Source organism: Pseudoduganella dura (assembly GCF_009727155.1).
GTDB classification, from domain to species: domain Bacteria; phylum Pseudomonadota; class Gammaproteobacteria; order Burkholderiales; family Burkholderiaceae_D; genus Rugamonas; species Rugamonas dura.
This window is the reverse complement of the sequence record NZ_WNWM01000002.1, coordinates 4,932,896-4,952,856: the sequence shown is the minus strand read 5'-3', so window position 1 is coordinate 4,952,856 and position 19,961 is coordinate 4,932,896. Positions and strand designations below refer to the sequence as shown.

At 66.6% G+C, this 19,961-nt stretch carries 14 protein-coding genes and 3 tRNA genes; 4 read left to right on the top strand and 13 right to left on the bottom strand.

The features are described 5' to 3' along the window. Window positions 1-20: 20 nt before the first annotated feature. The 4 genes from GJV26_RS21655 to GJV26_RS21640 form a co-directional block, all read right to left on the bottom strand. On the bottom strand, window positions 21-812 hold the full coding sequence (locus GJV26_RS21655) for an OmpA family protein (RefSeq protein WP_155710782.1): 792 nt from the start codon (window positions 810-812) through the stop codon (window positions 21-23). A gap of 10 nt (window positions 813-822) precedes the next feature. After that, window positions 823-1,788, bottom strand: a complete 966-nt coding sequence (gene tagF, locus GJV26_RS21650; protein ID WP_155710781.1) for a type VI secretion system-associated protein TagF — start codon at window positions 1,786-1,788, stop codon at window positions 823-825. Continuing rightward, the gene (tssM, locus tag GJV26_RS21645) at window positions 1,788-5,561 is read right to left on the bottom strand and encodes a type VI secretion system membrane subunit TssM (RefSeq protein WP_155712640.1); all 3,774 of its coding nucleotides are present in this window, start codon (window positions 5,559-5,561) and stop codon (window positions 1,788-1,790) included. The genes tagF and tssM overlap by 1 nt, the downstream gene beginning before the upstream one ends. An 87-nt stretch (window positions 5,562-5,648) precedes the next feature. Next, the gene (locus tag GJV26_RS21640) at window positions 5,649-6,479 is read right to left on the bottom strand and encodes a M15 family metallopeptidase (RefSeq protein ID WP_155710780.1); all 831 of its coding nucleotides are present in this window, start codon (window positions 6,477-6,479) and stop codon (window positions 5,649-5,651) included. A gap of 121 nt (window positions 6,480-6,600) precedes the next feature. Here GJV26_RS21640 and GJV26_RS21635 point away from each other — a divergent pair, with 121 nt between their 5' ends. Then, window positions 6,601-7,260, top strand: a complete 660-nt coding sequence (locus tag GJV26_RS21635; RefSeq protein ID WP_155710779.1) for a hypothetical protein — start codon at window positions 6,601-6,603, stop codon at window positions 7,258-7,260. Window positions 7,261-7,410: 150 nt separating this feature from the next. Beyond that, complete coding sequence (locus GJV26_RS21630; RefSeq protein WP_155710778.1) at window positions 7,411-7,956, top strand: type 1 glutamine amidotransferase domain-containing protein; 546 nt, start codon at window positions 7,411-7,413, stop codon at window positions 7,954-7,956. 283 nt (window positions 7,957-8,239) lie between these two features. Here the strand turns inward: GJV26_RS21630 and GJV26_RS21625 are convergent, their stop codons facing one another. The 6 genes from GJV26_RS21625 to GJV26_RS21600 all read right to left on the bottom strand — a co-directional run bounded on the left by GJV26_RS21625 (window position 8,240) and on the right by GJV26_RS21600 (window position 13,647). Then, window positions 8,240-8,557 carry a hypothetical protein gene (locus GJV26_RS21625; RefSeq protein WP_216643150.1) on the bottom strand — a complete coding sequence of 106 codons (318 nt, stop codon included), beginning with the start codon at window positions 8,555-8,557 and terminating at the stop codon, window positions 8,240-8,242. Window positions 8,558-8,987: 430 nt separating this feature from the next. Next, window positions 8,988-9,063: transfer RNA gene (locus tag GJV26_RS21620), tRNA-Asn, on the bottom strand. Window positions 9,064-9,141: 78 nt separating this feature from the next. After that, window positions 9,142-11,376, bottom strand: coding sequence for a TonB-dependent receptor (locus GJV26_RS21615; protein ID WP_155710777.1), 2,235 nt, complete (start codon window positions 11,374-11,376; stop codon window positions 9,142-9,144). Window positions 11,377-11,560: 184 nt separating this feature from the next. Beyond that, window positions 11,561-11,636 (bottom strand) — tRNA-Asn (locus GJV26_RS21610). Between the two features lie 128 nt (window positions 11,637-11,764). Further along, window positions 11,765-12,550 carry a LytR/AlgR family response regulator transcription factor gene (locus tag GJV26_RS21605; protein WP_155710776.1) on the bottom strand — a complete coding sequence of 262 codons (786 nt, stop codon included), beginning with the start codon at window positions 12,548-12,550 and terminating at the stop codon, window positions 11,765-11,767. Window positions 12,551-12,558: 8 nt separating this feature from the next. Continuing rightward, window positions 12,559-13,647: a sensor histidine kinase gene (locus GJV26_RS21600; protein ID WP_229419383.1), complete on the bottom strand. Its 1,089-nt coding sequence runs from the start codon at window positions 13,645-13,647 to the stop codon at window positions 12,559-12,561. Window positions 13,648-13,889: 242 nt separating this feature from the next. On the opposite strand from GJV26_RS21600, the gene GJV26_RS21595 reads away from it, so the two are divergent. After that, window positions 13,890-14,729 (top strand): hypothetical protein, encoded by an 840-nt coding sequence (locus GJV26_RS21595; RefSeq protein ID WP_155710775.1) that lies wholly within the window; start codon window positions 13,890-13,892, stop codon window positions 14,727-14,729. Window positions 14,730-14,741: 12 nt separating this feature from the next. Beyond that, the gene (locus GJV26_RS21590; protein WP_155710774.1) at window positions 14,742-17,999 is read left to right on the top strand and encodes a vWA domain-containing protein; all 3,258 of its coding nucleotides are present in this window, start codon (window positions 14,742-14,744) and stop codon (window positions 17,997-17,999) included. 117 nt (window positions 18,000-18,116) lie between these two features. Here the strand turns inward: GJV26_RS21590 and GJV26_RS21585 are convergent, their stop codons facing one another. The 3 genes from GJV26_RS21585 to GJV26_RS21575 form a co-directional block, all read right to left on the bottom strand. Beyond that, a complete protein-coding gene (locus GJV26_RS21585; protein ID WP_155710773.1) occupies window positions 18,117-18,365 on the bottom strand; it encodes a hypothetical protein in 249 nt (82 codons plus the stop codon). A gap of 69 nt (window positions 18,366-18,434) precedes the next feature. Beyond that, a tRNA-Asn gene (locus GJV26_RS21580) sits at window positions 18,435-18,510 on the bottom strand. 136 nt (window positions 18,511-18,646) lie between these two features. Continuing rightward, window positions 18,647-19,849, bottom strand: a complete 1,203-nt coding sequence (locus tag GJV26_RS21575; RefSeq protein WP_155710772.1) for an amino acid aminotransferase — start codon at window positions 19,847-19,849, stop codon at window positions 18,647-18,649. Window positions 19,850-19,961: the final 112 nt, after the last annotated feature.

Sequence of the window (19,961 nt, the reverse complement as noted above, 5' to 3'; positions counted from 1 at the left end):
GGCCCGGTCCGGCCGGGCCGTCAGTCCGCCACGCGGAACTCGATGCGGCGGTTGCGGGCCCGCCCGTCCGCCGTGGCGTTGTCGGCCACGGGGCGGTCCGGTCCCTGGCCCGAGACGTTGATCATGGCCGTGTCGACGGCCTTGCCGGCCAGGTAGGTGCGCACGGCCTCGGCACGCGCGAGCGACAGCGACAGGTTGCTCTCGCGCAGGCCGGTGTTGTCGGTGTGGCCGATCACCTCGACCTTCTTGCCCTTCACCTTCAGCAGCGCGGCGGCCATCTCGTCCAGGATCTGCAGGCCGGATGGCCGGATCACCGCCTGGCCGCTCTCGAACTCGATGATGCGCCTGGCCAGCGCGGCGTCCAGCAGGTTCTGTTCGGCCGCGCTGACCCGCAGCCCGTTCTTCACGATATAGGTCGGATTCAGGCTGGCGGCGATGTCGCCGGCGATCTGCTGCCGCTGCGCCTCGTTCGCCACCTCGCCCTGCACGCTGACGTTGTTGCCGTCCACCTTCAGCTGGCCCTTGCTGATCAGCTTCAGGTTCGGCTGGATCAGCTTGTGCACATAGCCGTTCCAGTTCGGCGGCTGCACCACGTTGCCGATCGCGACCTGGTCCACCACGCGCCCGGCGCCATACAGGTCGCGCACGCGCGCCAGCACCGCGGCCTTGCTGGCCTCGTCGGGCACCGTGCCGCTGACGAGCACCTGGCCCGGCATCGGGCTTGCCGGCACCGGGGCCTGCGCGGCGGCGCCGCCGGCCGCCAGGGCCAGGCTGCACAGCATCGTGCCGAAAATCGTTGTTGTCGTATGCATGGGTTCTCCTTCAGGCAAAGGTCTCGCAAAACAGCCCGCGCGCGGCGGCGAGCGACAGGCTGCCCTGCGCCAGGCAGGCGGACAACCGCAGCACCGTGTGGTCGCCGGCGATCATGTCGTCCACCCAGCCGGTGTCGTCGAAGCCGATCAGGCGACCGGGTGCCGCTTCCGGATCGATGATCGCCTGCAGCGCGCCAGGCGATGCGCCGGCGAAGCCCACCACCAGCATCGGCCGCTCCGCGATCACGGCCACGAACAGCGCCAGTTCGATTTCGTGGCGGCGCAGGAACGGCGCGATCAGCGCCAGCCAGAATGCCGCCACGGCGGGCCGCGGCCCGGCCGCGCGCGGCAACGGCAAGGCCAGGCCGCGTTCCAGCTGCGTGCTGCCGCTCCAGTCGAACGGCTGCAGCAGCAAGCCGATGCCCAGCACGATGCCGCGCACCGACGGGCGGTGCCCGCCGTGCGCCAGCATGGCTTCCAGCATGGCCACGTCGGTGCCGGCGGCAAACCGGTCCAGTACCGCGGCGGGGTCGTCGCCGGCGGCGGGGTCCAGTACCGTCCTGCCCAGCGCCTGCAGTGGCGTGGCCGGGTCGGCGGCCGTCAATACTTCGTCCGCCAGCGCGTCGAGCCGCTGCCACAGCGGGTCCAGCGCGAGGGGGCTGGCGGCGAGGAACGATTCGGGCCGCGGCACCTCCAGCGTGCCCATCGCGATGAACGGGAAACGCCTGCCGGACTGGTCGTTGCTTGCCGCCAGGTGGCCGGCCACCGCCACGTGGCTGCGCGGCCCGACGAACGCGAAGTGCAGCGGCTGCGTTGCGTCGTAGTGCTGCTTCCAGCGCGGATTGGCGGTCAGGCCGTTCATCATGCCGGCCAGCCATTCGTCGATCAGGCCGGCAAGTTCGTGCTGGGCACCGCCCTTGACGAAGTCGGAACGGGCCGGCAGCTTGCCGAAGTAGCCGATACGAAATGCGCTCATCACTGTGCTCCTCCCGCCGTTGCCGGCGCCATGGCCTGGGCCACCACGGGCGCCGCGGCCGGTGCCGGCGGCACGCCGCCGACGATCGTTTCCGGCAGGCGCATGCCGGTGAAGCCCTGCTGCGGCGTCGCCGCGTCGTCGGCGACGGCCGGGCTGCTCGTGATGCGCAGGTCGACCGCGACCGTCAGGCCGTCGGCGCTCCAGCGCAGTTCATGCACGCTGCCTTCCTTGCGTTTCTTCGTGGCGGCCTCGATCAGCCGCTTCAGGCCGAACTGCCCGGCCTCGTTGAACAGTTCGACATTGCGGCCGTCGAACGCCACCGCGCTGACGCGGGCGCCCGGCACGCCTTGCGCGGCCGGATGCACCATGCTGGTCCATTGCGGCGGCGTGTTCCGGTAGCGCAGTTGCTGGCCGTCGATTTCCACCGTGTATTCGATGGTGCCGGGCGACGGGACCGGCAGGATCTGGAACACGGTCTGCGCCGTGGCGGCCGACGGGCCGGCGCCCGCCACGGCCACCCAGCCGGGGAAGCGCTGCACCGCCTGCGGCTGCAGCGTGATGCCCATGTCGGCCCAGGTGCGCGGCGCCAGCACGTCGCCGCGCCGCACCACCAGCGGCCCCATCGACGTGTTGACGAATTTCGCCACCAGGCCTTCCGGTCCGAAGAACTGCGCGATCTCCGCCTGGCTGGCTTCGATCCGGGCCGATTGCGAGAACGGATACTTGCCGGCCAGCGTGCGGTTGAACGGTTCGTACACCTGCGCCAGCCAGGTCTTGTTGATTTCCGCCTCGGCCGGGCCGACGATCACGGCGAACGTCTGCATCAGCGGCCGCACCAGCAGTGGCCGCACCGCCGCCTTCTGCGTGTCGCTGATGCCGTTCAACATCTGTTCGTCGACGAAGCGCAGCGCATCGGCCAGTTCGGAACCGCTGCCTTCCAGTGTCTGCTGCATGAACGCCTTGGCGCCGGGACCTGGATCGCCCTGGTTCTTCAATCCATTCAGCCGGGTGCGCAGGCGCGACAGCGTGTCGAGATAGGAACGCAGCAGCGACGCATCCTTGTCGTGCTTGCCCACGATCCGCGCCACCGGCGCGAACTCGCGTCCGATCGGGCCCGCCGCCCCGCCAAAACCGCTGCCGCCAAGCCGGATATTCACGTTCACGTTGGCATTGACCGTCGGGGCGCGCTGCATTACGCGCGTCCTGATCCAGTTGACGAAGCCGGTCCGCGCCTCCTTGACCTGCGCATCCACGGCACCGGGGTTGTCCCACGCGGTCTGCTCGTGGATCGTGTTCAGGAGCCTGGCGATCGGCGACGCCTGCGGATCGCCCAGCCGGTTCATCGCCGCCACCGCGCCGTTGAAGCCGTTCATGTCGGCGATCGCGACGCCCTGCACGAACTTCTGCCATTCGCGCGTGTAGTCGGCCTTGTACATGTCGACCAGGTTCTTCTCGATCTGCTCCGGGCTGCCTTCCAGCGTCAGGTCGTCGCGGCTGGCCGTCTTCAGCACCCAGTCGGTGCTTTGCAGCTCTTTCGCCGATACGTCGCGGATCGCGCCGGCCACGTATTTCTCCCACGCTTCGCGGGTGAACGTGCCGGATACCGCGTGGCTGCCCTGCACCAGCGCGGCATCCTGCTCGCCGACGATGCGGCCCACCGTCATGGCCGGGAAGCGCGTTGCGGCGCGGGCGCGGATCTCGGCATACACGCGGTCGCGCGCCGGCATGCCGCGCACCACGCGCCGCAGGTTTTCGCGCGCCGTGTCGACCAGCGCCAGCTTCTGCTCGATGCGCGGCCACGACGGATCGCCCAGCTGCGCCAGGTGGAACGTCATCAGCCGCTCGGCGCTGCGGATCATCTGCTCGCGCGGCATCGTGCCGCGGTTGGCCTCCAGCCAGCCGCGCCAGAACCGGGTCAGCTGGTCGTTCAGGTGGCCCGGCTCGGCGTGGGCGGGATCGGCCAGCATCAGGTAGGTTTTCAGCGCGTTGTACGCATCTTCCACGTTGGTGGGCGAGGCATCGGCATAGGCGCGCGCCGGGGTTTGCGCCGGCTGCAGGGTCGGCTGCAATGCGGACTGTTGTTGCGCCACGGCGGGTGCGGCCAGCTGGGCGGCATTGGCGTTCATCTCGTACAGCAGCGCTTCGAGGTTGGCGGCCACCGGTTTCACCATCACCTCGCGCACGCCGCCAAAATATTCCTCGCGCAGCTTGCGCTCCAGCAGCCCGCCCTGGTACAGGCCCAGCGAGAGCGCCCACGGCCTGTCCTGCCGGTATTTTTCCAGCTGCCCGATGCGCTGCTGCAGCACTTCCAGCGCTTCCAGCCGCGATTGCAGGTCGAGCCGGCCGTCCTGCAGGCGCACCACCTTGTCGAGATCGCCCTGCACGGCGGCGAGCAGCTGCCGGTTGCCGAGGTAGGACCAGCTCCATCCGGCCAGCGAGACGCCCAGCGCCACGGCCACGGCGACAAATGCCCCGTACTTGAACTGGATCTTGCTGCGGCTGGCGTATTGCGATACCAGGTTGCGGTCTTCGAAGATCACCTTGCGGAACAGGTCCTGCAGGAAGTAGCCGGTCTGGCGCACCTCGTGCTGCGGTGGCGGCGCGGTCCTGCGCAACAGCGCGAAACGCTCCGCCACCCGGTGCGACTGGGCGCTGACCGGCGCGCCTTCCTGCAGCGCGCTGGTGAAGTAGAAGCCGCGGAACATGGGCTTGAACTGGAACGCGTTGTCCTCGAACAGCGTGGCCAGGAAGGCGCGCAGCGGCACCCGCAGCGACGAGAACTCGAGCGGGAACGTGAAGATGCCGGAAGGCTGCTGGCCGCGCCGCTGCAGCGTCATGTTGGCGATGCAGGTTTCCTTGAGGCCTTCGTGCAGCTCGTCGAACGCGCTGTCGAAGAACGCCAGGATTTCCTGCGCGCCGGCCTTGCGCCGGTAAGGCATCGTGGCGCCCCAGGGACGCTCGCGCTCGGCCCGTTCGAAGGGCGCGAAGAACTCGGCGAAGCCGGCGATCAGGTCGGCCTTGGTGAACACCACGTACACGGGCGCGAACACTTCGAGCCGTTCGATCAGGTCCTGCACGCGCTTGCGCAGGCAGCGCGCCAGCCGCAGGCCGGCATCGGCATCGGCGCCGCGCAGCTCGGCGATGCTGACCGCGATCAGGATGCCGTTGACCGGCGCCCGCGCGCGGTGCTTCTTCAGCAGGTCGAGGAAACCATGCCACTCGCCGCGGTGCTCGTCATCCACCGAATAGCGGCCCGCCGTGTCGAGCACGATGCCCTCGGTGGTGAAGAACCAGTCGCAGTTGCGGGTGCCGCCCACGCCCTGCACCACCTTGCCGTCGGCGATCGGGAACTGCAGGCCGGAATTGACGACCGCACTGCTCTTGCCGGCTGCCGGATTGCCGATGATCATGTACCACGGCAGTTCGTACAGCGCGCGGCTGCCTGTCCTGATGCCCAGCCGGGAGCCGCGGATCGTCTCGATCGCCTTCAGCAGGCCGGTGCGCAGCACGTCGACATCGTCGCTGGTCTCGGCCGCGGGTTCGGTGGTTTCCTCGATTGCCCGCTCGATCCGTGCCGTGCGGCGCGCCGCCAGCAGGCGCCGCAGCCAGCGCACGAGCAGCCAGAGCAGCACTGTCGCGCAGGTGGCGGCGATGACCCAGATCAGCGCGAGCTCCATCAGCTCGGCGCCAAGGTAATACAGACCCGCCATCGCGACCAGGCCGAGGATCGCAAGATGACGGGAGTCCGTCAGGAACAGCCAGATTCGTTGCATCATAGTGGCACCCGTTGGTTACCCGTTCGTTGCTGGTCGGATGATGGTGCCACTATCCTCTGGGAAATTTGTTGACTATGCGCAATTTCAGCGGCGGCGCGCGCGTAATTCCACGTGGCCGAAATCCATCATCTTCCAGCGCCCGCCCCAGGTCATGCCGGCGGCTTCCGCCACCTGGCCATACAGCTGGTAGCCGCGCATCGCCCACGGGTCCTTTTCCGAGATCACCACCTTGCCGTTGCGCAGGAACGCGCAATCGCCGGCCAGCCCGAACTGGTGCCAGCTCTGGAACGCGCGCGCATTGGTCACGTGGCCGCCGGCATCGGCCAGCCGGTTCTGGCGCTCGGGGCTGCGATAGCCCTCCAGCAGCACCATCTCGTAGCCATACTGGTCGCGCATCACCTTGAACACGAGCAGCAGCCGCTGCGTGAAATCCGGATCCAGCAGATCCCAGTTGCGGTTCGCGCTGGCCAGCTGCGGGCGCACCAGCGTCACTTCGGCGGTGGTGAAGGCGGCGGGCGGCGGCGGCAGCGGCGCGGCCAGCCGCTCGCCGCGCAGCAGGTCGGCCACCTGCCCGTTGATGGCATGGTCCGGCGCGGCCACGCCGGGCAGCGCCGCGCGGCCGCCCATCAGCAGCGCGGCCAGCGGGGGCAACAGCACGAACGCCGCGCAGCCGACCGTGAGCAGCGGGTACCGCCGCAGCACGCGCGCCGCCCGCGCCGCCATCGCCCGCCCCTTGTGCGTGGCCGACCTTGCGCCGTGCGCCCCGTGCGCGTTGATGCCCTGCCACGCCCGGCCGATATCCAGGCCCAGGCGCAGCGCCGCGGCACCGGCGGCGTTGCGCCCGGCAGGGAACACCAGCAGCCACCCGGCGAGGCAGGCGGTCACGAACAACAGCAACATGGAAAGGAGAAACATGGTGCGCTCCGTCAAGGCGATCGGGAACCGCCCGCGCCACACTGGCCAACGGACGGGCCGCCCATCGTAAGACACGGATCGGCCCGCGCAGCACGCTTATATCAAGCTTTGGAGGACTGACTTGGATTCGTCAAAACCTGGAAAAGGCATACTGGCCAGCCTCGAACACAAGGCCTCGGAACCGCCGCGGCGCCCAGCCGCCTCGTCGTCCGCCGCGCGCGGACCGGCGCTCGTCGTGGGCGGCGGCACAGTGCTGGCAGGGCTGCTGGCCTGGTGGCTGTACAGCGGGCCTTCGCCCGTGATGATGCAGGAAACGCTGCCGCCGCCCATCCACCTGGCGCACGCCGCACCGCCGCTGCCGCGCACGGAACCGGCAGCTGAACACGCTGCCGCCGCGATCGTCGACGACACCGCGCAGCCCGCTCCCGCCGCATCGCCGGCCTTGGCGGCATTATTGGCGCCGGCGCCGATCGCGGCGGCGGCCGTGATGAAAAAGCAGCGCGTGGCGGCGGTTCGCACGCAGCCGAAACCGAAGCCGAAAAAGCTGGCGGCGCGCCAGCAGGTCCGCCGCGCCCCGCTTTCCCTCCCGGACACCGACGTGGCGCTGCTGTCCGCGCTGGTCGCCCACGCGAAGGACCGCGACGTGGTCGAACCGCGTGCCGGCGACAGCACCGCAAGCCTGCTGCAGCGCTGCCGGCGCGTCGGCGGCGAGGAAGGCCGGCTGTGCCGGATCCGCATCTGCGCGCCCCGTGCCGGCGACCCGGTCTGCCAGGGCGATTGATTCACCGCTGCCGGCCATCCGCGCGGTGGCCGGCTGCCTTCCCCGTTTCTTCCCGTACCGCTTCCCTTTTGAAATCCAACGTTCGCGCGCGCACATCGCGCCGTGCGACGCCATGGCAAGCTTCTTCGCTCGTATTCAACAGGAGCAACCATGACCCAACAACTCAATGGCAAGAAAATAGCGGTGCTGATGACCGACGGTGTCGAGCAGATCGAGTACACGGCGCCACGCGAATTCCTGGAACAGCACGGCGCGCGGGTGACGCTGATTTCACCCAAGGCGAAGGGCGAACAGGTGCAGGGCTTCGATCACCTGGACCCGGCCGATAAATTTACCGTGGAACTGGCGCTGGACGACGCCCGCCCCGGCGACTTCGACGCGCTCGTGCTGCCGGGCGGCGTGGCCAACCCGGACCAGTTGCGGTCGTCGAAGGAAGCGATCGCGTTCATCCGCGAGTTCGGCGGCGCGAACAAGCCTGTCGCCGCCATCTGCCACGGCCCCTGGACGCTGATCGACGCCGGCCTGGTCAAGGGCAAGCGCGTGACCAGCTGGCCGACGCTGCAAGTGGACCTGCGCAATGCCGGCGCCGAGTGGAGCGACGAGCAGGTTGTGGTCGACGGCAAGCTGGTGACCAGCCGCAAGCCGGATGATATTCCGGCGTTCAATCAGGCGATCCTGGAGCAGTTGGCAGCCTGACGTGAGAACCGAAATCCAGCTGTAAATGAAAAAGTCCGGCATCGCTGCCGGGCTTTTACACCGCAGCTTCCGACATCGTCTCAAACCTGAAGAATGCCGGATCAACAGCACTTGCTCAGGCGTGTTTATCGTGCCGCAGGTCGCGTACTCCAAAGATATCCTGCCGCCCATGACGTTCGGCACGATGGCTCCTATGAGCACGTTCTCCCGTCCAATCTCGACGTACTCGGTCCGTTCCTACAGCCCGGCAATATATGCCTGATTCTTATTCCAAATTACCTCTTCAAGGATTGTGCAATGTACTCGCCTGCATTTTTTCAGCACGCCACTGGCGAACCATCTCTTTTGTAACTTCTTTCTCGTAACAGATCGGGGCGTAGCCGCCTTTCTTGCTCCATGCACTTCTGCCTCCGCACGAGCTTCCGTTTCTCGCTGAATTATAAGGACAGGGGCAACGTCCCGGATAAGCTGCAATCGATTCCTCGATAATCTGCTTCTTGACCTGCTGCTCCGGTAATACGCTGGGCTTTGGTTCCTTCGCAGATACGGACAGGCCCGCCAGCAGCAGCGGTATCATGAAAAAAAGTCGATCGCGCTTCATATCGGAAAATTCCTATTATTATCGGAAATTTCTTCAATGATAGTCCTCTGCAACCAAAAGTAAAGAAATTGGTCTGTCCTTCTGCCAGTGGATATGAAGAGTGCAGCTTCATCAGCTCAGAATCGAGAAAGGGCCATGAGCAGGCAAGCCATTCGTTCGCCACAAGCGGCCTTGCCACGGCTGACTATGCGCAATAAACCCTTTCCGGGCTCCGACATCGCGGGTACCCAGGGATAGTCCAGCAGCCCTGCGCTCCTGACCCGGCATGACGTTAATCGACTTGCGGATGTCTTCCGACGTTCCTCAATTCCAGCGGTTGATCTCCACAGCCTATGGATCTATCTCGGCACGCCATCCGCAAATGAACGGACATTAAAAACGCAAAAACCCAGCCGGGTTAGGGCTGGGTTTCTGGATGCTACTAAAATTCTGGCTCCCCGACCTGGACTCGAACCAGGGACCTGCGGATTAACAGTCCGTCGCTCTACCGACTGAGCTATCAGGGAAAAGAGGCCGTATTATAGCGGCCGCTTTTGCCGCTGGCAAGAAACATTTCTGTCGCCAGCGGCATCAAACAACGACTCTTAGAACAGGCCCTTCAGCTGCACGCCGAACTGGCGCGGCTCGTTGATGAAGCCGGTCAGGTTGTTGAAGTCGATCGCGCCGGTGATGCGCTGCTGGTCGGTGATGTTACGGCCGTAGGCGGCCACTTCGTACTTGCCGCCCTGCCAGTTGTAACCCACGCGCAGGCCGCCTTCGGTCAGTGGCTTGCCGGTGAACTCGGCCGCTTCGTACAGGAAGAAGTTGACCTTGCTGCGGTACGACCAGTCGGTCAGCACGAACAGGTTGCCTTCGGCCAGCGGCCAGTTGTAGCGGGCCGACAGGTTGACGATCCACTTCGGCGCCTGCGGCAGCGCGTTGCCGTCGATGACCACCCGGCCGGCCGCGTTGACCGGGTCGAGGATCGTGCACTGCGCGCACTTGTTCACGGACAGCGAAGCATCCTTGATGCGCGTGTAGTTGTAGCTGGTCGATGCCGCCACCTTGAAGTCCGGCGTCACGAAGCCTTCGATCTCGGCTTCGATGCCGCGGCCCTTGGTCTTGTCGGCGTTGATCAGCGCGGTCACGTTCGAATTGCCGCCGACCACGGTCAGCTGCTGGTTCTTCACGTCGTAGTCGAAGATCGACAGCGAGGCGCGGGCGCGGCGGTTCCACAGGTCGGCCTTGATGCCGGCCTCGTACGACGTGATGGTTTCCGCATCGGCGATCGTGGCCGGGCCGGAAGCGGACGGCGCGCCGATCGACGGTGCGCGGAAGCCCGTCGCCACTCGGGCGTAGGCCGACACGTCGGGATTGATCGCGTAGGTGGCCGACAGGTCCCAGTTGGTCTTGTGGCTTTCCGAGTTGATCGTCGACGGGCCCTGCAGCGTGGTGCCGGTCGCCTCGATCGTGCGGAAGTCCTTTTCGTCGTTCGTGTAGCGCAGGCCGCCGCGCACGGTCAGCGCATCGGAGACCGCGTAGTTCACGGAACCGAATGCCGCCCACGCCTTGTTGCGCTGGTTGCTCACCACGCGGCTGGTGCGCACGCCGGACGTGTTGAAGTTGTCGCTGCCGCCGGTGGCGTCTTCATCGAAGTAGTAGACGCCGGCCTGCCAGCTCACCGGGCCGGCCTTCTTCGACTCGACGCGGAATTCCTGCGAGTACTGCTTCAGGTCCGGCAGCACGGAGGCCGTCTCCACCTGGAACGGCACCACGCCCGGGCCGTAGACCGGGTTGCCGCCGTCGATGTCGCCGCGGCTGTTGTACTCGGCGATCGACTCGTAGCCGGTGACCGAGTACAGCTTCACGGCACCCAGGTCCCACGACAGGCGCACGCTGCCGCCGCGCGTGGTCAGGTTCTGGTAGTTCTGGCCGTTGGTGTACACCGAGCCCTCGTCGAAGTTGTCGACCAGGTTGTTGGAGCCCTTCTTGATGATGTTGGCGCGGAACAGGCGCGAGCTGCCCGTGGTGGTGCGCTGGTGCACGTTGAACAGCGCGTTGAACGTGCCGTTCGGCTGGTACAGCACCTGCACGCGCTCGGCGTGTTCGTTGTAGCCTTCCAGCGAATCGCGGCCGTCCGTGAACGCGTTGGCCACGTAGTCGTCGCGGTGCTGGCGCTGGGTGGAAACGCGCATCGCCCACTCGTTCGACAGCGGGATGTTGGCCGCGCCTTCGACATTGGTAGTGCCGTGGCTGGCCACGGAGAAGTTGTAGTAGCCTTCCACGCCCTTCAGGCTCGGCTTGGCGGATTCGAATTTCACCACGCCGGCCGGCGTGTTACGGCCGAACAGCGTGCCTTGCGGGCCGCGCAGCACTTCCACGTTGGCCAGGTCGAACATCGGGAAACCCTTCAGGATCGGGTTTTCCTGCACCACGTCGTCATAGATCAGCGAGACGGGCTGCGATGCGAAGATCGAGAAGTCGGCATTGCCGTAGCCGCGGATATAGAAGCGCGGGAACACGCGGCCGGTCGACGATTCCACGTTCAGGCTCGGCACCTTGCCGGCCAGCACGCGCACATCCTGGCCGCCGGACAGGATCACGTCCAGCTTTTCATGCTGCAGCATCGAGACCGACACCGGCACTTCCTTGATGTTCTCGGCGCGGCGCTGGGCCGTCACGGTCACGGTTTCCAGCTGGCCGCTGGCAACCGGCTGCTGGGCGGCCTGCTGGGTGGTCTGTTCGGTGGGTGCCTGGGCAGCTTCCTGGGCCATGGCGGCCATCGGCAGCGCGGCCGTCAGCGCGAGGAGACGCTTGTGCATCTTGGACAGTTTCATCATTTGCTTTCCTGGGTTTGAAAAAATGCTGCAAAGGTGGTCAACGCTGTCTCCGCATTTTTTAACGTCCTCGTGCGGATACCCAACGGCCCGGCTCCGCTTATCTGTGTATCACTGCCAACTAGCTGAAATTCTGTCATCGCTGCGGATAACAAAAAGCCGCGTCGAAACGCGGCTTTTGGAATTCTGGCTCCCCGACCTGGACTCGAACCAGGGACCTGCGGATTAACAGTCCGTCGCTCTACCGACTGAGCTATCAGGGAAAAGAGGCCGCATTATAGCGGGGCAAAAGAAAGTCGACAACACCAATTTAATAGTGTGTAGTCGGCAGGAACGACGGGAAGGAACGGCCGCGGGACGGGAAAGCCGCGGCGTGGAGCGGGGCTTCCGGTCACATCTGCCGGAACAGGTGCGCGTACAGCGGGCTGACGCGCAGTTTTTCCGGCCGGTGCCGCACGTTCAGCGTGAGCTTGCCGGCTTCGTCTTTCAGCGCACTCAGCACGCACGCAGCATTGACGATCGTGCCCCGGTGCACCTGCCAGAACACCTTGTCGTCCAGCTGCGGCAACAGCTCCTTCAGGCTGGTGCGGATCAGCGCTTCGCCATCCGCGGTCACGACGTTGACGTATTTGTCGAGCGCCTCGAAATACACCACGTCCGCGATCGGGATCATCTTTACCTGGTTGCCGACGGCGGCGCGGATCAGCGTCAGCCGCTCGGCCGGCGCCGGCGCCGGCTGCGCCCCGGCCAGCGCGCGCAACTGGGCCAGCACCGCCCCCATGCCGCCGGCCGGCTGCGTTTCCAGGCGCTGGCGCAGCCGCTGCACGGTGCGGCCGAGGCGCTCGTCGCTCACCGGCTTGAGCACGTAATCGGCGGCGGCGTTGTCGAATGCCTGTACCGCGTACTCGTCGTAGGCCGTCACGAACACGATCTGCGGAAACGGCCTGCCGCCTGGCCACTGCTCGGCCAGTTCCTCGGCCACCTCGAGGCCGGTCTTGCCGGGCATCTTGATATCGAGGAACAGCACGTCCGGCTGGCGGGCCAGCGCCTCGCTCAGGGCGGCAACGCCGTGCGGGCACGTGGCCACGATTTCCAGGCCGGGCCACAGCCGCTGCAGGCTGGCCGCCAGCATGGCGGCGAGGATCGGTTCGTCTTCGGCAATCAGGGCAGTCGTCATGGTTCCGTTCAAAGTGGAATGATGATGCAGGCAACCGCGCCGCCGCCCTCCGCGGGGCGCAGCGTGACGGAAGCGCGCGCGCCGAACAGGGCATCCAGGCGCGCGCGTGTGTTGGACAGGCCGACGCTCGTGCCGGCCTTGCCGGGCCCGGCCTCGGGGCCGCGGCCATTGTCGACGATGGACAGGGTCAGCAGGTCACCGCGCCGCGCGGCGGAAATGTGGATGTGGCCGCCGTCGATCGTCGGCTCGAGGCCGTGCGCGATCGCGTTTTCCACCAGCGGCTGCAGCAGCATCGGCGGGATCTCGACGGCGCGCAGTTCGTCCGGCAGCTCGAACGCATACGACAGCCGCTCCCCCATCCGCACCGACATCAGGCCGAGATACGCCTGCAGCAGCGCGAACTCCTGCGCCAGCGTGGTGTGCCGCGCGCGCGACGACGACAGCGTGGCGCGCAGGTACTGGATCAGCTGATCGAGCATCTGCTGGGCCCGGCCGGGGTCCAGCGCGATCAGGCCCTGCAGGTTCGCCAATGTGTTGAACAGCATGTGCGGCTCGATCTGCGCCTGCAGCAGTTGCAGTTGCGCCTGCAGTGCCTGGCGCTCGACGGCTTCGGCGCGCGCCCGCTCTTCCGCGGCGGCGGCCTCGGCCCTGGCAACCCGGTCGCGACTGGCGAAGAACAGCGTGACCGCGCCCGTGGCCAGCAGGGTAAACACCAGCATGCCCGAGGTGCGGCTCGATCCCAGCGTGTGCAGCGATGTCAGCTCGCGGCCCAGCAGCCAGCCCGCCACCCGTGCGCCGGCGACCTGCCCGGTCGGCACGCCCACTGCGATGAGTGCGGCGAACGCCAGCGGGTGCGGCCGCCTGCCTTCGCCCCAGAATGCCAGCCGCACGCCATTGATGATGCTGAACGCGATCGTGCCGATGCAGGCCGAGACCAGCAGGTTGATGCCGAAGCCGGTGCCGTCGCCGAACGACCACGTGACGATCACGGCGCAGATGACGACCGGCACCAGCATCCAGCAGGCATCGGTGCCGAAGCGGCGCCAGGGGAAACGGCGCGCGGCGCGTGGCCGGTCGAGGGTGGCGGTATCGGTCATGGCGGCTCGTGGATGGTGAACCGCCATTCTGTCCCGGCCGTGGCGATATGGCAACGGCCAGGCGACGAAACGGCCGCCACGCGGCGCCAGCCTGCCGCCGGCTGGCGTGAAACACCCTTCCCTCCAGCTGATCGGCATCCGCGCAACAGCCTGAAAAAGGGCTGGCGCTGCACGGGGCCGCTGCCTATAGTTGAAGAACCATGCAGGCATGTATCCCCAGTTACAACGCCAGGGAGTCCACCATGAATGCCAGTGCCGACGCCGATTCCGATCCTGCTTCCGATCCTGCTCCTGATTCCGATGCATCGCCCCAGCATGCGCCCGCGCCGGTCACGATCGCTCCCGACACCAACACGCTGACGCTGAACCCGGGCGACACGTTCGATGAAACGATCACCGTCACCGTGCCGAAGAATCCCGGTTCGAACGGCATCGATCAGCTGAAGCTGGTGCCGTCGGCGTCCATCGCGCCGCTGGTCGCCTCGGTCACGCCGGCCGGCGGCTATGGCCCGCTGCCCGGCGACATGGAACACGTGCTGAAGTTCGCGGTGCGCTTCCACGGCGTCGCCTGCAAGGACAGCGACCAGGTATTCACCGGCACGCTTGACGTGGTGGCCGATGGCCGCGTGGTCGCGGCGAAAAAGGTCACGATCACGATTCCCGCCTGCCGGTCGGAGACGATGCGCTACTCCGTCAAGTTCGTCTGCGGGACGCAGCCCGAGGCGTGCGGCTGCAGCCCGGTGCGGCCGGGCCGGTATGCCACCCAGATCAGCATCCACAACTACGGCCAGGAGGCGGTGACGGTGCGCAAGCGCTTCATTCCCGTGGTGCTGGCCGGCGCACCCGTGGCTCGCGAGCCCCGCTTCGGCACCAGCCGCGCGGAAGACGGCATCGACCTGCCGCCGCACACGGCCACGATGGACGATTGCTGCCGCATCGGCGAGCTGCTGTTCGGTGCGCCGGTGGATGCGCTGACGATCGGCCTGCTGGAAATCGTCGCCACGCACGACGTGGCCGTGACGGCGATCTACACCACCTGCACCGGCCTCGACGTGGTTCAGGTCGACGGCCGGCCGGGCTGACGGGAGACCATCATGTCGCACATCACAGGCACCGTGCAGGTCCTCGGCGCACCCGTCACGCTCGGTCCGGATACGGGCAGCCCGCCCACGCTGCCCGATACCTGGGCCATCAACTTCGCCCACGTGGCGGCACCCGGCGGCACCAAGTTCGTCATGCTGCACTTCCAGAACGTGAACCTGCCCGGTGCCAACCGCATCGAGGTGGACCTGGGCTACGACACCGATGTGTTCACCGCGGCCGACGGCGGCTCGTTCTGGACGCGGCCCGTCAATGTCCATGCGCTCGGCGGCAGTACCGTGCCGGTGCGCTACATCGTCAGCGGCGCGCCATCCGGCAGCGCGCAGGTGGACCGCTACGGCCGCGGCGAACGGCATGCCGGCGAACCGGGCCACCCGTCGTTCTCGAACAGCGATCCGTTCCTGCCGGACCCCGCGTACACCGAGCCCACGTACGACCCGTTCTGGTTCTGCTCGCCGCCACCGAACTGGGAAAACGTGCGCTGCATCCCGGCTGGCGACCTGCGCCGGCAGGTGGCGCGCAGCGTCGGCATGATCGTCACGATCCACCCGGGCCATGCGCCCGGCGAAATCGAGTCTGTTTCAACCTGCACCGTCACGCTGGTGGATACCGACAAGATCATTTCCGCCGGCCATTGCCACACGCCGGCCGAAGCGCTTACCAGCTCGGTCGTGTTCGACTATGAAACGGAATGCGACGGCAGCCGGCCCGCCGGCTACGCGGCGCGCTTCCACAAGGTATCGGCGGCACTGCAGCAGCGCTTCGATTCGGGGTTCGACTACAGCCTGCTGCAGCTGAAAACCAGCCCGGCCGGCATCGCGCCGGTCACGCTGCGGCCCGACCTGCCCGCCGTCGGCGAGCAGGTGTTCGGCATCCACCATCCGAACGGCGCCGTCAAGAAGCTGTCGCTGCCCCATCCGGGCTTCGCCACCGTCACGTCCAGCGGCACGTTCGCCGTGCGCGTGCCGACCACGTTCCACGTTTCCGGCGGAAGCTCCGGCTCGGGGCTGTTCGACGCCGCCGGCCGCATCGTCGGCGTGCTGTCGAACGGCACGCCCTGCACGGGCTCGCAGCTGTCCTACTTCCCCACGGCCACGTTCCTCACGCAGATCGCCCCGTCCCCGCCGCCGCCCATCACGCGCGACGTGATGCTCGTGATCGACCGTTCGGGCAGCATGGACGAAGCCGATGGCACCGGCCGGCGCAAGATCGATGCCGCGAAGGACGCGGTATCGCTGTTCGTGCAGCTGGTGCGCGCCGGCACCGGCAACCGCGCCGGCCTCGTCTCGTTCAGCACCAATGCCGGCCCGCCCACGTTCGCCATCGCGCCCGTGACCGATCCGAACAAGAACATGCTGATCGGCGGGCCGCCCTTTGCCGGCGGCATCGTCGGCAGCCTGGCCTCCGGCGGCAGGACCGGCATCGGCAGCGGCCTCGATGCGGCCCGTGCGCAATTCCCGATGCCGGGCGCGAATCCGCGCGCGATCCTGCTGCTGACGGACGGCCTGGAAAACGAGTCGCCGTCGATCGCGACCGTGGAGCCGTCGCTGGCCGGCATCGACGTCCACGCGATCGGCCTCGGGTCCGATGCGAACCTGAACGGGCCGCTGCTGTCGGCGCTCGCATCCGGTCACGGCGGCCTGTTCACCCGCGCCAGCGGCGGGCTCGCACTGCTGAAATTCTTCTCGCAGGCGTTCGGCAACATCTTCGAGGCGGGCGTGCTGCTCGACCCCGAGACCGACCTGCCGGCCGGCGCCGATGCGGCGCCGGTCACGTTCAACGTATGCGGCGAGGAACGGCTGACGGCCGTCGTCGGCTGGGACCGCACCGATGCCTGGCTTGACGTGCGCTTCCGCACGCCGGGCGGCACGATCGTCAACGCCGCCACGGCCGGCGTCGAGAGTTCGCAGGGCCGCAACTGGGCTTACCTGCGCGTGCCGCTGCCGCAAGGCGGCGAGCGCGACGGCGCATGGCAAATCGAGGTGCTGCGCCCGGGTGGCGGCGGCGAATTCCCCCCGCCCGCGCCGGCGCTGCGCTTCTTCGTCTCGATCATCCCGGCCGGCGGCCCGCGGCTGCTGCGCGAACCCGAGGAGCGGCGCCGCCGCTACACCGGCGACGAGATTTCACCGCTGCTGCGCATCCGCCACGCGGACCACAGCTGGCCGCAGCACGTGCACGCCGAGCTGACGGTAACGCGGCCGGACAAAGGCCTGGGCAACATCCTCAGCGACGCGGGCCTGGGCCCGGCACTGCCCATCAACGGCGACACGATCCCGCCGCGCCAGGCCACCCTGAAGGCGATCGAAGGCGGCGGCCCGCCGGCGATCAATTATGTGCAGGATCATTTCACGCTGGAAGACGATGCCGCCAACACGCGCGGCGCGTTCGAAGCGGGCGGCTCGGCCGGCATCCGGCTGCCCGACTACCTGCGCATGGAAGGCCACTACACATTCCATGCGAAAGCCCGCTACGGCGCATGCGACGGCATGCGCGAGCTGGTGTGGACCGAGCACGTGGACGTGGGCATCGACGGCGGCAACACGATCGTCACGACCGACCCGCTGGGCCCCGGCCCCGATGGCCGCGACTGCATGCGCATGACGTTTACACCGCGCGACAGGTACGGCAACCGCTTCGGCCCCGGCCGCGCCGAGGACATGACCATCGCGCCCCGCCCCGGCTCGCTCATCACCAGCCCCGTCGCCGACCTGGGCAACGGCAGCTACCGGGTGGATGTCTGCTGGGACGTGGCCAGCGGCGAACCCCCGGGCATCGTGATCGGCCAGCCGGACCGGCCCGCCGTCACCGTCGGCGCGGCGGACATCCGGCTGTTCGTGTGGAGCGTGAATTTCGTCTGCGGCCACCAGGACGACAACTGCTGCGGCTGCGCGCCGCTGGCGCCGGGCAGCTATGCCACGGAAATCAACCTGCACAACCTGTCCGAGCGCCCCGCCCCGGTATTGAAACGCGTGATCCCGCTGGTGCTGGCCGGCGCCGCGGTGGGCCGCGAGCCGCAGGTGGCGAAGATCACCGCGATGGATGTCATCACCCTGCCGCCGCACACGGCCACGATGGACGATTGCTGCCGGTTGCAGCAGCAGATGCTGGGCGCGCCTACGGATGGCAACCTGCCGCTGAGCTCGGGGATTCTCGAGATCATCAGCACGGTCGAGCTGGCGGTGACCGTGGTGTACACCACCGTCAGCGGGGCGATCGATGTCGAGGCGGTAGCGGCGCGGCGGCTGCTTTGATGCCGCCTCAATGCAAAAGGCCGCACTCGCGTGCGGCCTTTTGCTGCGGCCCATTCACTCGAACCGGACCTGCGGATCGACAGGGTCCGGCATCAATCAGGCATGGAGAGTTCCCGCCTACTGCCCCAGGCAAATGACCTTGGTCACATACTCATGCGCCGCCGCTTTCTTCTTCGCGGCCCAGTCGATCACTTCCTGTGCCTGCGCGGTCGTCATCACGGTGGCTTTTTCCTTGTTCTTGATGAAGGAAACGCCTTCGAACACGCCTTCCTTGCTGCGCATGACCTTCGCGAAGACGGGCGGCTTTTTATCGCCGTCGCTGATTTTGTTTTGCTGCACCAGGTAACGCTGATCGTTGTTTTCCATATTCCGCTCCGACTCGACGAGTAAAACGCAAAAAGCCCAACCGAAGCGGCTGGGCTTTTCACTTGATTCTGGCTCCCCGACCTGGACTCGAACCAGGGACCTGCGGATTAACAGTCCGTCGCTCTACCGACTGAGCTATCAGGGATTAGAGGCAGCATTTTATACGTTCCGAGCAACATCTGCAAGCTTGCTTCAAGGTACTGTCTGCTGCCCGATACTTCTACTACTCTTGATACTGCTTTCTGTTCTCCGCTGACTTACGTCAACGAAGAAGCAGGATTTTAGAGAACTTTAGCGATCGCGTCAACAACGATATCGATGTTCTTCGAGTTCAGCGCGGCAACGCAGATACGGCCAGTGTCCACCGCGTAGATCGATTCTTCGCGCAGCTTGCCGACCTGTTCTTTCGTCAGGCCCGAGTACGAGAACATGCCGACCTGCTCGCGCACGAAGTCGAAGTCGTGGCCCGGCGCCTTTTCCTTCAGCTTTTGCACGAACGAATCGCGGGTTGCCTTGATGCGCACGCGCATCGCCGCCAGTTCCTCTTCCCACAGCTGGCGCAGTTCCGGCGTGGACAGCACGGTGGCGACCACCTTGCCGCCGTGCACCGGCGGGTTCGAGTAGTTGGTGCGCACCACGCGCTTGAGCTGCGACAGCAGGCGCGAAGCTTCTTCGGCGGTGGCGGCCACGACGGACAGCGCGCCTACGCGCTCGCCGTACAGCGAGAACGACTTGGAGAACGAGTTCGACACCAGCAGCGGCACGCCGGTGGCGGCGAAGCGGCGCACCACGGCGCCGTCTTCGGCGATGCCGGCGCCGAAGCCCTGGTAAGCCATGTCCAGGAACGGGATCAGGCCGCCGGTCACGACCACGTCGATCACCTGGTCCCATTCCTGCTGGGACAGGTCCGCGCCGGTCGGGTTATGGCAGCAGGCGTGCAGTACCACGACGGCGCCTTGCGGCATCGCCTTCAGCGCGGCCAGCATGGCGGCGAAATTCACGCCGTGCGTGGTGGCGTCGTAGTAGGCGTAATTGTTGACCTTGAAGCCGGCGCTCTCGAACAGCGCGCGGTGGTTTTCCCAGCTCGGATCGCTGATGTAGACTTCCGAAGCGGGCGAAAAACGCTTCAGGAAGTCGGCGCCCAGCTTCAGCGCGCCGGTGCCGCCGATGGCCTGCACGGTGATCGCGCGGCGCTCTTGAATTACGGCACTGTCGGCACCAAATACCAGCTCCTGCACCGCTTTGTCATACGCGGCCAGGCCTTCGATCGGCAGGTACGTCCGCGGGGCCGGCTGTTCAATCAGGATGTTTTCAGCCTTCTGCACGCACGAAAGCAGCGGCACTTTGCCGTTGTCGTCATAATAAACACCCACGCCCAGGTTGATCTTGTTGGGATTGGTGTCGGCGTTAAAGGCTTCGGTGATGCCCAGGATCGGGTCGCGCGGAGCCATCTCGATGGCACTGAAAACGGAAGGATTCGTCATGATAGGATTGGATTCGATTGAATGCGATTCGCAGCGGGTGAGCATTACAGGCAGCAATTACGATGCAATGAGTACGATGCAATGAGTACGATGTAATAAGTACGATGCAGCG